This window comes from Aliiroseovarius sp. PTFE2010 (assembly GCF_049943335.1).
Taxonomy (GTDB): domain Bacteria; phylum Pseudomonadota; class Alphaproteobacteria; order Rhodobacterales; family Rhodobacteraceae; genus JBNFVY01.
This window is the reverse complement of sequence record NZ_JBNFVY010000016.1, coordinates 17,988-31,603: the sequence shown is the minus strand read 5'-3', so window position 1 is coordinate 31,603 and position 13,616 is coordinate 17,988. Positions and strand designations below refer to the sequence as shown.

14 protein-coding genes and 1 pseudogene are annotated in these 13,616 nt (G+C 61.1%); 10 read left to right on the top strand and 5 right to left on the bottom strand.

Annotated elements, in window-relative coordinates; all coding sequences use genetic code 11:
- The first annotated feature begins 59 nt into the window (after positions 1 to 59).
- Positions 60 to 1,025 carry a copper uptake system-associated protein gene (locus ACP2AV_RS14925; RefSeq protein ID WP_426373578.1) on the top strand — a complete coding sequence of 322 codons (966 nt, stop codon included), beginning with the start codon at positions 60 to 62 and terminating at the stop codon, positions 1,023 to 1,025.
- A 9-nt stretch (positions 1,026 to 1,034) separates the two neighbouring features.
- On the top strand, positions 1,035 to 1,652 hold the full coding sequence (locus ACP2AV_RS14920; RefSeq protein ID WP_426373577.1) for an SCO family protein: 618 nt from the start codon (positions 1,035 to 1,037) through the stop codon (positions 1,650 to 1,652).
- A 98-nt stretch (positions 1,653 to 1,750) separates the two neighbouring features.
- On the opposite strand, the pseudogene ACP2AV_RS14915 reads toward ACP2AV_RS14920, so the two are convergent.
- Positions 1,751 to 1,965, bottom strand: a pseudogene (locus ACP2AV_RS14915) (IS3 family transposase); the annotation flags it as partial.
- Between the two features lie 282 nt (positions 1,966 to 2,247).
- Between ACP2AV_RS14915 and ACP2AV_RS14910 the strand changes: the two are divergent.
- The 6 genes from ACP2AV_RS14910 to ACP2AV_RS14885 all read left to right on the top strand — a co-directional run bounded on the left by ACP2AV_RS14910 (position 2,248) and on the right by ACP2AV_RS14885 (position 7,545).
- A complete protein-coding gene (locus tag ACP2AV_RS14910; protein ID WP_426373576.1) occupies positions 2,248 to 3,408 on the top strand; it encodes an ROK family transcriptional regulator in 1,161 nt (386 codons plus the stop codon).
- Between the two features lie 674 nt (positions 3,409 to 4,082).
- Complete coding sequence (locus tag ACP2AV_RS14905) at positions 4,083 to 4,712, top strand: ATP-dependent Clp protease proteolytic subunit (RefSeq protein ID WP_426373575.1); 630 nt, start codon at positions 4,083 to 4,085, stop codon at positions 4,710 to 4,712.
- Between the two features lie 135 nt (positions 4,713 to 4,847).
- Positions 4,848 to 6,116, top strand: a complete 1,269-nt coding sequence (gene clpX / locus ACP2AV_RS14900; RefSeq protein WP_426373574.1) for an ATP-dependent Clp protease ATP-binding subunit ClpX — start codon at positions 4,848 to 4,850, stop codon at positions 6,114 to 6,116.
- Positions 6,117 to 6,260: 144 nt separating this feature from the next.
- Positions 6,261 to 6,644, top strand: coding sequence for an NADH:ubiquinone oxidoreductase subunit NDUFA12 (locus ACP2AV_RS14895; RefSeq protein WP_426373573.1), 384 nt, complete (start codon positions 6,261 to 6,263; stop codon positions 6,642 to 6,644).
- A 17-nt stretch (positions 6,645 to 6,661) separates the two neighbouring features.
- Positions 6,662 to 7,111, top strand: a complete 450-nt coding sequence (gene mlaD / locus ACP2AV_RS14890) for an outer membrane lipid asymmetry maintenance protein MlaD (protein WP_426373572.1) — start codon at positions 6,662 to 6,664, stop codon at positions 7,109 to 7,111.
- Positions 7,108 to 7,545, top strand: a complete 438-nt coding sequence (locus ACP2AV_RS14885; protein ID WP_426373571.1) for a DUF2155 domain-containing protein — start codon at positions 7,108 to 7,110, stop codon at positions 7,543 to 7,545. The genes mlaD and ACP2AV_RS14885 overlap by 4 nt, the downstream gene beginning before the upstream one ends.
- On the opposite strand, the gene aat is transcribed toward ACP2AV_RS14885, so the two are convergent.
- Genes aat through accB form a run of 3 tightly spaced genes read right to left on the bottom strand, consistent with a single transcriptional unit; the run spans position 7,509 to position 10,038 of the window.
- Positions 7,509 to 8,153, bottom strand: a complete 645-nt coding sequence (gene aat, locus ACP2AV_RS14880) for a leucyl/phenylalanyl-tRNA--protein transferase (RefSeq protein ID WP_426373570.1) — start codon at positions 8,151 to 8,153, stop codon at positions 7,509 to 7,511. The genes ACP2AV_RS14885 and aat overlap by 37 nt on opposite strands.
- Before the next feature lie 45 nt (positions 8,154 to 8,198).
- A complete protein-coding gene (gene accC / locus ACP2AV_RS14875) occupies positions 8,199 to 9,548 on the bottom strand; it encodes an acetyl-CoA carboxylase biotin carboxylase subunit (protein WP_426373569.1) in 1,350 nt (449 codons plus the stop codon).
- Positions 9,549 to 9,552: 4 nt separating this feature from the next.
- Entirely contained in the window at positions 9,553 to 10,038 is a 486-nt protein-coding gene (accB, locus tag ACP2AV_RS14870) for an acetyl-CoA carboxylase biotin carboxyl carrier protein (protein WP_426373568.1), read from the bottom strand.
- 218 nt (positions 10,039 to 10,256) lie between these two features.
- Between accB and ACP2AV_RS14865 the strand changes: the two genes are divergently transcribed.
- Entirely contained in the window at positions 10,257 to 11,564 is a 1,308-nt protein-coding gene (locus tag ACP2AV_RS14865; RefSeq protein WP_426373567.1) for an NAD(P)-dependent oxidoreductase, read from the top strand.
- Positions 11,565 to 11,567: 3 nt separating this feature from the next.
- On the top strand, positions 11,568 to 12,872 hold the full coding sequence (preA, locus tag ACP2AV_RS14860) for an NAD-dependent dihydropyrimidine dehydrogenase subunit PreA (RefSeq protein WP_426373566.1): 1,305 nt from the start codon (positions 11,568 to 11,570) through the stop codon (positions 12,870 to 12,872).
- A gap of 57 nt (positions 12,873 to 12,929) precedes the next feature.
- On the opposite strand, the gene ACP2AV_RS14855 is transcribed toward preA, so the two are convergent.
- Positions 12,930 to 13,517: a hypothetical protein gene (locus tag ACP2AV_RS14855; RefSeq protein WP_426373565.1), complete on the bottom strand. Its 588-nt coding sequence runs from the start codon at positions 13,515 to 13,517 to the stop codon at positions 12,930 to 12,932.
- Positions 13,518 to 13,616 lie beyond the last annotated feature (99 nt).

Genomic DNA, 13,616 nt, shown 5'->3' with positions numbered 1-13,616 from the left:
AACGCTTGGCGCGCCCCCCTTGTGCGGCGCCGCAGACAACTCGACGAAAGGACATTCCAGTGAAACCCCTTCTTCTCGCCTTTTTCCTTGGCGCGGCGACGCTTGCTACGCCTGCTTTTGCGCAGACCTCTGCAGCCACCGAAGTCGACACCGAAATGCTGCATCTCTCTGGAGCATTCATCCGCGCCACGCTCCCCCGAGCTCCGGTCGGTGGCGGGTATCTGACCATCGTCAACCACGGCGCGGAAGATGATCGACTGCTCGCGGTCACTGCGCCGGTGGGCGACGAGGTCCAGATCCATGACATGAACCACAAGGATGGTGTCATGACCATGCGCGCGCTGCCCGACGGCTTGTCGATTCCGGCGGGCGAGACCGTCATGCTGGAACCAAGCGGCACGCATCTGATGATCATGGGGCTGACCGAGCGGCTTGAAGAAGGGCAGACCTATGATCTGACGTTACTGTTCGAAAAGGCCGGTCCGGTGACGTTGCGCTTTGATGTTCTGGCCCTGAACGCGCGCAGCCATCCCGGCATGGACGATGGGGCGAAGGCGCATGACCATATGAACCATGACAGCAATCATGGCGAAGACGGTCATGCGGCGCATGCTGGTCATTCGGACGGCTTTGATCAGACGCGCGTCGAAGGCGATGAAAACCGGATCGTTGGGCTGCTCAAGGACATGTTTGAAACCCCGGATGCGCCGCTTGCCGTCGCTCCAATCCTGATTGATGGGGATATCGCCATCATCGGCTGGATGCAGGAAGACGCCGGCGGACGGGCCCTTTTGCGTCGGGGCGATCACGGTCTTTGGCGGATCAGCCTTTGTGCCGGGGATGGGTTGAAGGGGCAGGCGAACATGATCTCGCTTGGCATTGCGCCAGAGGCAGCGGCCCGGCTTGCCACAGCGCAGGCGCGAGAAGAGGCGACCCTTGCGCCCGAACATCTGGCAAAGCTCTCGCTCTTTGACGGGTTAATGCATATCGACCCGGAAGAGGGACATGATGCACAAGGACATTGAGGTGGGCCAATGAACAAGATCGCGATGCGCAAATTCAGAATTCTGATCTGGGGCGCGGTGCTTGTCACCGGCATCTGGGCCAGTTGGTTTTTCTTGATTGGGCCGGGGGCCGGACCGGGGCAACCTCCGGAAACTGGCTTGAATTTGGGCCGGGGTGATTATCGGCTGGTCACGACGTCAGGCGGGGACTTCACGCAGGACAGCCTCGTGGGGCAACCCTCGCTGGTTTTCTTCGGCTTTACCCATTGTCCCGATGTCTGCCCGACGACGCTGGGCGATATCGCAGGCTGGAAAGACGAACTGGGCCTGGATGAAGAAACCCTTCCCGTCTATTTCGTCACCGTCGATCCCGCACGCGATACCATTGACGTGTTGCGCGAATATGTCGGCTGGCTGCCCGGCGCGATCGGGGTCACTGGGGCGCCGGAAGAGATGGCACGCGCGCTGGAGGCTTTCCGCATTTATGCGAAAAAGATCCCGTTGCAGGGCGGCGATTATTCGATGGATCACAGCGCCTATGTGATGTTGTTCGACCAGACCGGCGCCTTTGATCAGATCTTTTCCTATCAGGCCGACCCGGAACGGGTCGTCGCCATTCTGCGCCGCGTTTTGCGAGAGGGATCGTGATGCGATAGGCATGGATTGGCCCCGCCGCCGCCGTGATGGTTGCGGGTGTAGCGCGAGGCGTCTGGATGATGCGGGTAAAAGTGACGGCGCTTGTGCCCAACGATTTCGGCCGGGGCGTTGTCATCGCTATCGCAACGCTGCCAACGGAAGGTCCGATGCGGGCCTCGCCCAGCCTCTCGGTGTAGCGGATGGACAGGTATTGCCAGCCACGGTCACGGTGATGGACCAGTCCCATGGACTTTGCCGCTCGCCGGTCATGGACCGCCTGTTCCAGTGCATCCAGCACGAAACCAGTCCGGCCCGAGGAACTCAGGGCTTCATCACGGCGAGCGCGGTTCATCGCGCTGGCTGCAGTTGCGGACACTGACGGCAATGCAGCCGCGCCTTCAAAAGCCAGCACGCGCGGTTTGATAGACATAGTGCTCGCCCCACATGGAATGGCCGCCCCGAAAAGCTAGATTGTCAAAACGGTGCCCCGAGTCGAGCGATTGGACAATAAGTAAATCAATATGATTTAACTATTGACCCGCAAGGTGCACATCGGCAGTTTTTATCTGGTAGAGGGGGGCAAGTGGCACAATTTGACCAAGCAGCCATGGCACGCCGCACAGTGTCGATGCGTGGAACGTCCCATAGCGGAATGCGTCAGCGCAACGAAAAACTGGTGCTATGGCTGATCCTCCGGCACGGGCCGCTACCCAAGTCGGACATCGCGCGCATGACAGGGCTGTCGGCGCAGACGGTATCGGTCATCATGCGCTCGCTCGAGCAGGATCGGTTGTTGGAAAAGGGCAAGCCGGTGCGTGGCAAGGTGGGGCAGCCGTCGGTGCCCATGGGGCTTTGTGCGGACGGCGCTTTCTTTCTGGGGCTCAAGATCGGGCGGCGGCGCACTGAAATGTCGCTGATCGACTTTTGCGGCACTGTGCGCGGCACGCGGGTGGCCACCCACGACTACCCGGCGATCGATGGTGCCATCGCCTTTGCGCGCGACTCGGCCGATGCGTTGGTGTCGGGGCTGCCAACGCGTTTGCAAGGGCGCGTCATGGGGTTGGGGATCGGGCTGCCGTTCCGCCTGTGGGAATGGAGCGATGCGTTGAACCTGCACGCGGCGACCATGGCAGACTGGCAAACCCGCGATATCCGCGCCGAACTGGACGCCCAGTTTGATTGGCCGGTGCTATTGGAAAATGACGCAAGCGCGGCCTGCAACGCCGAATTGTTTCTTGGCGGTCAGGTACTGCCGGACAATTTCCTCTATGCCTATTTGGGATTTTTCATCGGCGGTGGGCTGGTGTTGAACGGTACGCTCTTTTCCGGGGCGTCTGGCAATGCGGGTGCACTGGCCTCGACGCCTGTGCCGGATGGCCGGGGCGGCGCGGTACAGCTGGTCGAGGTGGCGTCGCTATCCACGCTGGAAGCTGGCGCGCTGCAGGGCGCGGGCGACATGTGGACCAGTCTGCACACCTGGGACATGGATCCGCAGTTTCTGACCGATTGGATTGATGGCGCGGCAAAGGGGTTGGCGCACGTGGCGATCTCGGCGGTGGCGCTGTGCGATCTGGACGCGCTGGTGATCGACGGATGGTTGCCAGAAGCTGTGCGCGCGCGTCTGATCGACCGTATCGAGACCGAAATCGCCGCCAGCCCGCTGGCCGGCATACGCCATCCGGCGGTGCTGGCCGGGGCGGCAGGCCCGGGCGCCCGGACGTTGGGGGCCGCCAGCCTGCCGCTGGCTGCGCGGTTCCTGCCAGCCTAGGGGTGCGGCACCGAAACGGATTTCGGCCACACCGTCGTGGCCGAAACACCCGCTGGTACCACGCCCGGAATCCAGGATTCGATCCCGCTGTTTGAGCCCAAGGATCGGGTTGAAGCGATCCATCTTCGGGGGTGGTCGAGAACCTGTTGGCAAACAAAGCGGCCTTGTTTGCGGTTCCCCCTTTTGATCGGGGGGTCCGATTTCCATCCCGATCAGCGCGCGGAGTCTTCACCCCCGGCGCGCTGGTCGCCACATCGATGATCTTTTGCCTGTGCAATCACAATGCCGACACTGGCACACCTTGGGTTTGGCCAGTGAGGGTTTGAACCGGCCCGTCTGCAGATAGGGGATTCACCGACCTTCGTGCGATCAACGACACGGGCGAAAGTCATGGCCGTGCATGTCGCAACGGCGTATTTCCCTTTGCAGTCAATGGGTCTGTAAGTGGGGCCATAATTCGGCCTGTGGACCGCCTGTCGTGCCGGGCGTTTGGCATGGCAAACGGCCGGGATTTGCGGTGCTGTGGGCGCAGGGCACAAAGGTTAATTGATATTTTGGCAACCGCGCGTTGCGGAAATGATGCCGCGTGCCCTTGCGGCTGATTTTTTCCATGACTAAGACTCGGGTAAGACTTAAGCGATAAAGATCTCCGAGACAGCACAGGCAGGCGGACAATGAAAGACCCTCACGATCTCTACATGAACACGCTGGTGCCGATGGTGGTCGAGCAGACCAGCCGCGGCGAACGCGCATATGACATCTTCTCGCGCTTGCTGAAGGAACGGATCATCTTCCTGAATGGTCCGGTCCATGATGGCATGTCGTCGTTGATCTGTGCGCAGTTGCTGTTTCTCGAAGCGGAAAACCCGTCCAAAGAAATCGCGATGTACATCAACAGCCCTGGCGGCGTGGTGACGTCGGGTTTGGCGATCTACGACACGATGCAATATATTCGTCCCAAGGTCAGCACCCTTGTGATCGGGCAGGCGGCCTCGATGGGGTCGCTGCTGCTGACCGCCGGTGAAAAAGGTATGCGCTTTTCGCTGCCCAATAGCCGCATCATGGTCCACCAGCCTTCGGGCGGCTATCAGGGGCAGGCGACGGATATCATGATCCACGCGCAAGAGACGCAGAAACTCAAGGACCGTCTGAACAACATCTACGTCAAGCATACTGGCCAGAAGCTGAAAGCGGTTGTCGATGCGCTTGAGCGCGACAATTTCATGTCTGCAGAGGATGCGAAGGATTGGGGCCTGATCGACGACATCCTTGAAAACCGCGTTGCTCCAGACGCCGAAAGTTAACGAAATTCCTGCGGCGGAAGGTCGCCGCAGGGCCTGAATTTGCCATTGTACACCGCAGAAGGCTGGCTTAGTCTTCGACACTGTATTGGCACGGAATGACGCGAAGCGGGCCCACGCGCGGCTCAGGGGAAAGACATGGCGAATTCGACCAGTGGCGACAGCAAGAACACCCTCTACTGCTCTTTTTGCGGCAAGAGCCAGCATGAGGTGCGCAAACTGATCGCCGGTCCCACGGTGTTCATCTGCGACGAATGCGTCGAGCTGTGCATGGATATCATCCGCGAAGAAACCAAGTCGGCCGGGCTGAAAAGCTCGGAAGGCGTGCCGACCCCGTTGGAAATTTGCCAGGTGCTTGACGATTACGTGATCGGTCAGGCGGTGGCCAAACGGGTGCTGTCGGTGGCGGTGCACAACCACTACAAGCGCCTGAACCATGCGGCCAAGTCGGGCAACGACATCGAATTGGCGAAATCCAACATCCTGCTGATCGGCCCCACAGGCTGCGGCAAGACGCTGTTGGCCCAGACGCTGGCGCGCATTCTGGACGTGCCGTTCACGATGGCCGATGCGACCACGTTGACCGAAGCAGGTTACGTGGGCGAAGACGTGGAAAACATCATCTTGAAGCTGCTTCAAGCGTCTGAATACAATGTCGAACGCGCGCAACGCGGCATCGTCTATATCGACGAGGTCGACAAGATCACCCGCAAATCTGACAATCCGTCGATCACCCGCGACGTGTCCGGAGAGGGCGTACAGCAGGCGCTGCTGAAGATCATGGAAGGCACCGTGGCCAGTGTGCCCCCGCAGGGCGGGCGCAAGCATCCGCAGCAGGAATTCCTTCAGGTGGATACCACCAATATCCTGTTCATCTGCGGCGGCGCTTTTGCCGGTCTTGAAAAGATCATCGCGCAGCGCGGCAAAGGCAGCGCCATCGGCTTTGGCGCCGACGTCAAGGATGAAGATTCGCGCGGCGTTGGCGAGATGTTCGGCGAACTTGAGCCGGAAGACCTGCTGAAGTTCGGCCTTATCCCGGAATTCGTCGGCCGTCTGCCGGTCATTGCCACACTGACCGATCTGGATGAAGACGCGCTTGTCACTATTCTGACGGAACCGAAGAATGCGTTGGTCAAGCAGTATCAGCGCCTGTTCGAACTGGAAGACTGCAAACTGACCTTTACCGAGGATGCGCTGAGCGCGATTTCCAAACGCGCCATCGAACGCAAGACAGGCGCACGCGGCCTGCGCTCGATTCTGGAAGACATTCTGCTCGACACCATGTTTGATCTTCCCGGCATGTCCGAGGTTGAAGAAGTGGTGGTGAACGAAGAGGCGGTGACCTCGGACGCCAAGCCGCTGATGATCTACGCCGAAAAAAAGGCCGAAGAGGCCAGCGCAAGCTGACTGGCGCGCAGATTTGATACGATACCGGGGCGGGCCATTGGCCCGCCTTTTTCGTGCGATGTTGTGATGGGCCATACGCGCCAAGGCACTGGACCTCGGCGCGGCTTTGCGCCATACCCAAAACTGAGTTTTTCGGAGGCCGAGATGGGACTTGTCAAGAATATCCTGCGCGTATTCACTTGGTGGAACGGTCAGACGCTGAACACACAGCTTTGGACCTGGCGCAAGGGTCAGAAGGTCGGCGAAGACGAGATGGGCAACATCTTTTATCAGACCGAGGGCGGCGTTCGCCGGTGGGTGATCTTCAACGGCGAGGCCGAGGCCTCCAAGGTCAGCCCGGACTGGCATGGCTGGCTTCACCACACATTTGACGAACCGCCCACCAAGCGTCCGCTGCCCCACAAGCCGTGGGAAAAGCCGCACCACGCCAACCTGACCGGCAGCCCGAAAGCCTATGCGCCAGCCGGTTCAATCCGTAAGGCCGAGCCGGTCGAGCGGCGCGATTACGAAGCTTGGCAACCCGAGTAGGAACCCCGAAACCCGCCATGTCGCATTCCACCACAGAAGTTGTCACGGGCGGCGCTGTTTTGGCGATTGCCGCCGGCTTTTTCATCTATGCAGGGCAAATTGTCGGGCTGGGCAGTCAGAACGCGAACAATTACCCCCTGACCGCGTCGTTCCGCTCGGCCGAGGGCGTGTCGGTTGGAACCGATGTGCGCTTGGCCGGGGTCAAGATTGGCACCGTCACGGGGCTGGATCTGGATCCGGTGACCTTCCGCGCCACAGCCAAGTTCACCGTGCGCGAGGATGTGAAATTGCCCGAAGACACGGCGGTGATGATCTCATCCGAGGGGCTTTTGGGCGGAAATTTCGTTGAACTCATTCCCGGCGGATCCCCGTTCGATATCGAAGCGGGCAGCGAAGTTCTGGACACGCAAAGCGCTGTATCGCTGGTCAACCTGTTGTTGAAGTTCGTGACCGGGGGCGGCGAATGAAAGCACTGATCGCTTGCGTCGCGATCATGGCGGGTGGCGCGGCAGCGGCCCAAACGCTGGATCTGGAAGACCTGCGGGAACTGCCCCAAGGTACCCAGCGGGAACTGCAGGACATCACGACAGAAACGGTCGAGCGGATCAGCCACGCGCCAAAGGCCGTGGTGCGGGCGCTGGATAGGCTCACCGGTCAGGTCGAGGACCTGGAGCTGATTCAGGGCCGGACCGTGCGATTTGGCCATATCGACGTGGCGTTGGGCGATTGCCGCTACCCGGTCGACAACCCGGCATCCGACGCCTACGCCTACCTGGTCGTGCAAGAGGTTGAGGCGGATGAACCCGCTTTTCAGGGGTGGATGGTTGCGTCCAGTCCGGCGCTAAACGCTTTGGACCATCCCCGCTACGATGTCTGGGTGTTGCGCTGCGCCACCGCCTGAGGCGGCTGGTCCAGGATCGCCGTGAAATCCGCATGATCGCTCAACGCAGCTTCAAGTCGGGCCTTGTAGTCTTCGTTGGAAATTTCGATCGCGCCCAGAGATGCAAGGTGCGGCGTCAGGTATTGCGTGTCAAAGAGCGAAAACCCTGTCCGTTCCAAGCGATCTGTCAGGTAGGCGAGGGCGATTTTCGACGCGTCGGTTTCACGGGAAAACATGCTTTCCCCGAAAAACGCCCCGCCGATTGCGACACCATAGACCCCGCCGACCAGGCGCGCGCCATCCCAAACTTCAAGCGAATGGGAAAAACCCATCGCGTGCAATTGTAGGTACAGCCCCCGAATCGTCGCATTGATCCATGTGGTGTCACGTTCCGCGCAACCGTCGATCACGCCCGAAAAATCGCGATTGATGGTGATCTGGAACGGGGCGGCCAGAATGCGCCGCCGCAGCGAGCGCGATACGTGAAAGCCGGGCAGCGGGAAGATTCCACGCCGGGTCGGCGAGACCCAGAAGACCTCGGGGTCATCGCGGCTTTCGCTCATGGGAAACACGCCCGCAGTATAGGCGTGCAACAACAGTTCGGGCGTGATCGGGGCGCTGTCTTTCATGGTCTCAACCTGTTGCGCAGCGGCCCGGAATTCCAGTGGCCGTGCCTAGTCTTCCAGATTCTGCGCCAGCCATTTTTCCAGCCAGTGGATATTATAGTCCCCGCTCTGGATGTCTGGCTCGGCCAAGAGGGCCGAAAAAAGCGGCAAAGTCGTGTCGACGCCGTCTACGATGATCTCGCCAAGGGCGCGCCACAGGCGGGCCAAGGCTTCGGGCCGGTCACGCCCATGCACGATCAGCTTGCCGATCAAACTGTCGTAATAGGGCGGGATCGTATACCCATCATAGAGCGCTGAATCCATCCGCACACCCAATCCGCCGGGCGCGTGGAACTGGGTGATTTTGCCGGGCGAGGGCGCGAAATTGGGCAGCTTTTCGGCGTTGATCCGAACCTCGATCGCGTGGCCTGTCACAGACAGATCGTCTTGGGTGAACGATAACGGCTGACCGGCGGCTACACGAATCTGTTCGCGCACAAGATCCTGGCCAAAGATGGCTTCGGTTACCGGGTGCTCGACTTGCAGGCGGGTGTTCATTTCGATGAAATAGAATTCGCCGTCTTCATACAGAAATTCGATGGTGCCTGCGCCCGAATAGCCCATCTTTGCGATGGCGTTGGCGCAGATGCCGCCGATGCGGGCGCGTTCCTTGGCGCTGATGCTGGGGCCGGGCGCCTCTTCGAACACTTTTTGGTGGCGGCGCTGCAACGAACAGTCGCGCTCGCCCAGGTGGACGCCGCCGCCCTTGCCGTCACCGAATACCTGCACCTCGATATGCCGGGGTTTTTGCAGGTATTTTTCCATATAGACTTCGTCATTGCCGAAGGCTGCCTTGGCTTCGGATCTGGCGGTGGAAAACGCTGTGTCGATGTCTTTTTCGGTGGCGGCGACCTTCATGCCGCGTCCGCCGCCGCCCGCTGTCGCCTTGATGATCACGGGATAGCCCATGTCGGCCGCGACCTTTTTCGCGGTCGCCAGATCGGGCACCCCACCTTCTGAGCCGGGAACCACAGGGATCCCCAGCTTTTCGGCGGTCTCCTTGGCGGTGATCTTGTCGCCCATCTGGCGAATGTGCTCAGCCGAGGGGCCGATAAAGGTCAATCCGTGATCTTCGACTGCCTGCACGAAGGCGGCGTTTTCGGACAGAAATCCGTAACCGGGATGGATGGCCTGTGCGCCGGTAACTTCGCAGGCGGAAAGAACCGCGGCGTGGTTCAGGTAGCTGTCGGTCGAAGACGGCGGGCCGATGCACACCGCTTCGTCCGCCATGCGCACATGCATCGCTTCGGCATCGGCGGTGGAATGCACGGCGACCGACTGGATCCCCATTTCGCGACAGGCGCGGATCACGCGCAGCGCGATCTCCCCACGGTTGGCGATCAGAATTTTGTCGAACATGCGATTACTCGATAACCATCAGGGGGGCGCCGTATTCAACGGGCGAGGCGTCCTCAACCACGATCCGTTTCACGGTGCCGGCGCGCGGGCTGGGGATCTGGTTCATCGTCTTCATCGCCTCGACGATCATCAGAGTCTGGCCTTCGCTCACCTTGTCACCTTCGCTTACAAAGGCGGCGGCCCCGGGTTCGGGCGACAAGTAAGCCGTGCCCACCATAGGCGATGTCACCGCGTTGGGATCGTTGATCGGATCGGTGGGCGCATCGGCGGCCGGCGGCGCAAGCGCGGCCGGGGCGGGCGCGGGGGCCGTCGGCGCCATGACCTGGGCCGGGGCAGCCATCACCGGATTCACGCGGCTGACGCGAACGTTCAGCTTGTCCGATTCACCATATTCGCGTTTAACCTCAAGCTCGGTTAAATCGTTTGTTTCAAGCAGTTCTGCCAAGGCCTGGATAAAGGCGACGTCTGCTTCGTTGTTTTGTTTTGCCATACGGTCCTCAACCACCAGTGTCGGCCCGTCTGGTGCGGGCCTGAAATACTGTGACCGCTTATAGGGCAGGGGGAAAGGTAGGAAAAGGGTTTACGGCTGCCGCAATTTTGGTCGTTCTGCGAAAAACGTACAAAAAGTGAGTCGCGAAAAAATTTACCGGTTGATAAAAAATTTAATGGTGCCACGATAACATCAGCTAAATACACAGGAGCCATGCGATGGTGAACAGCCCTTTCACGCCGGGAATTGCAGCGGGACGCTTGCCGGCCGAAACCCTGAGCGAGAATTTCTCGGACCTGCACGCGCCGCTAGACGCGCACGAGGCGTCCGTGGCCGCAGACCGCTGTTACTTTTGCCACGATGCGCCCTGCATGACCGCCTGCCCAACCAGCATCGATATCCCGCTGTTCATCCGCGAAATTTCGACCGGCATGCCCGAAGCCGCGGCCAAGACCATTCTTGAGCAGAACATACTGGGCGGCATGTGCGCCCGCGTCTGCCCAACCGAAACCCTGTGCGAAGAGGTTTGCGTGCGCGAGGTGGCCGAAGGCAAGCCGGTCGAAATCGGGCGGTTGCAGCGCTATGCCACCGACAAGTTGATGGCCAAAAATGCCCATCCGTTCCAGCGCGCGCCGGTAACGGGCAAGCGCATCGCAGTCGTTGGGGCGGGGCCTGCGGGCCTGGCCTGCGCGCACCGCCTGGCGATGAAGGGGCACGACGTGGTTCTGCTGGACGCGCGCCCCAAGCCGGGTGGGCTGAATGAATATGGCATAGCCGCCTATAAATCGACCGAAGATTTCGCCGCGCGCGAGGCTGACTGGCTGATGCAAATCGGTGGGATCGAACTGAAGACAGGCGTTAAGTTGGGCCGCGATGTGTCGCTTGACGACCTGCGCGCGGAGCATGATGCGGTGTTCTTGGGCATGGGGCTGGCCGGGGTGAACGCCCTGCCGATCGATGGCTCTGATCTGGCGGGCGACGCGGTCGATTTTATTTCGGACCTGCGCCAGACGGACGATTTGACGTCGCTTCCGGTCGGGCGCAACGTGGTGGTGATCGGGGGCGGGATGACGGCTGTCGACGCCGCAGTACAGTCCAAGCTTCTGGGGGCGCAAAACGTGACCATGGCCTACCGGCGCGGGCGTGACGCCATGTCGGCCAGCCGGTACGAACAGGATCTGGCGGCTTCCAAAGGCGTGCACCTTCTGTTTGATGCGACCCCCGTGGCGGTGCACGGAGACGGGGCCTGCCGCGAGGTCGAGTTCACGAACACCCAGACCGGCGAGGCATTCCGCATCCCCGCCGACACGGTGCTGCGCGCGATTGGCCAGACGCTGGAGGACGTGCCCGCAGGGCTTGAGCAGGACGGCAAAAAAATCAAGGTATCGGGCGCGGGACGCACAAGCGTGCCCGGTGTCTGGGCCGGGGGCGACTGCGCGGCGGGTGGCGAAGACCTGACCGTGACAGCTGTGGCCGAGGGGCGCGATGCCGCCGAAGACATTCACGCAACCCTGATGGAGGGCTGAGCCATGGCCAATCTGCAAAGCGAATTTGTTGGAATCAAGTCACCCAACCCGTTCTGGCTGGCCAGCGCGCCGCCAACGGATAAAGAATACAACGTGCGCCGCGCCTATGACGCGGGCTGGGGCGGCGTGGTATGGAAAACGCTGGGCGAGGCAGGCCCACCTGTGGTCAACGTGAACGGCCCGCGCTATGGCGCGATCTGGGGGGCGGACCGGCGGCTGTTGGGGATGAACAACCTCGAACTGATCACCGACCGTCCGCTCGACGTGAACCTGCGCGAGATCAAGGCGGTCAAGCGCGATTATCCCGACCGCGCCCTGGTCGTCAGCCTGATGGTCCCGTGCGAAGAACAAGCGTGGAAGGCGATCCTGCCGCATGTGGAAGAAACCGGCGCGGACGGGATTGAATTGAACTTCGGCTGCCCGCACGGCATGGCCGAGCGCGGCATGGGATCGGCCGTGGGGCAGGTGCCGGAATACGTCGAAATGGTCACCCGCTGGTGCAAGCAGAACACGCGCATGCCGGTGATCGTCAAACTGACCCCGAACATCACCAACATCCTTGATCCGGCCGCAGCGGCCAAGCGTGGCGGCGCCGACGCGGTTAGCCTGATCAACACGATCAATTCGATCACGGGCGTCGATCTGGACAATTTTTCCCCGCTGCCAACGATTGATGGCAAGGGCACGCACGGCGGCTATTGTGGCCCGGCGGTCAAGCCTATCGCGCTGAACATGGTGGCCGAAATCGCGCGCAATGGCGAAACGCACGGCCTGCCGATCAGTGGCATCGGCGGCGTGACCACGTGGCGCGACGCGGCCGAATACTTGGCGCTTGGCGCGGGCAATGTACAGGTCTGCACAGCGGCGATGACCTATGGCTTCAAGGTGGTGCAAGAGATGATTTCCGGCCTGTCGGAATGGATGGATCAAAAGGGCCATGCGTCCGTTGATGACTTCGTGGGCCGCGCGGTGCCGAACGTCACGGATTGGCAGTATCTGAACCTGAACTACGTGACCAAGGCCAAGATCGATCAGGATCTGTGTATTTCGTGCGGGCGGTGTTTTGCGGCCTGCGAAGATACGTCACATCAGGCCATCGCCATGAGTGAGGACCGCGTGTTCACCGTCAAGGACGACGAATGCGTCGCGTGTAACTTGTGCGTCAATGTCTGCCCGATCGAAGGATGTATCGACATGGTGCGCGTCGCGCCGGGCGATGTCGACGAACGCACGGGCCAGATTGTCCCGGCCGAACCTGCCGACTGGACGATGCACCCGAACAATCCGTCAGCCGCTGCAGCCGAATAGCCAGCACCAAAGCCCCGGCGCTGCCGGGGCCACATCCATCCAGAAAGCGCGCCGGGGTCAGTCTGTCGGCGCGCTTTCCACGTCATAAGGCGTTTGAACGGCGAATGTTTCGCCTTCTATCGCTTCCTTCGGCTCAGCCTGAGCGCGTTCAGGCGTCACCTCGCGCGCGGCGGGGGCGTCATCATCGGTACGTTCCCTGGCTGCGGGCCGGGCATCGTTTGCTGCTTCGGGCCGTTCGGCGGATCGATTGGGCGGCTCGGCGCTGACGGCGCCCTCGTCGGTTTCGCGCGTCCGGGCGGCCTCGATCTTGGCGATCACGTTTTTCAGGTCGGATTCGATTTCCAGCAGGCTGGCCTGAAACGCCGGGGTTGGACCGGGAATCGTGTCTGGGCCGATTTCCTCGACCGTGGCGGTCACGGAATTGGCCGATGCCGCCGTATTGAAGTCGATGCTGGCGACAATCCGACGTTCGCCCAGTGCGTCTTCGGCCTTGGATCCGGCGGCGCCTTGATCGGTCGAACTGTTCGTTGATGCGTCGTCACTGGTCTTTGCGACCTCGGCGACGGCGGGCTTCTCAGTGGTGGGCGGGGTGCGAAACGCGAAACCACCGCCACCGAAGGACGATAATCCAGATAGGTCCGTCATACCCTTGCTCCTTGCTCACGGAGCCCCCACTCAACCTTCAGATTAGTGCGGCAAGGTTACCGCCCGATCAAATCCAAGCTCTTTGTGGCGCGATGGTAA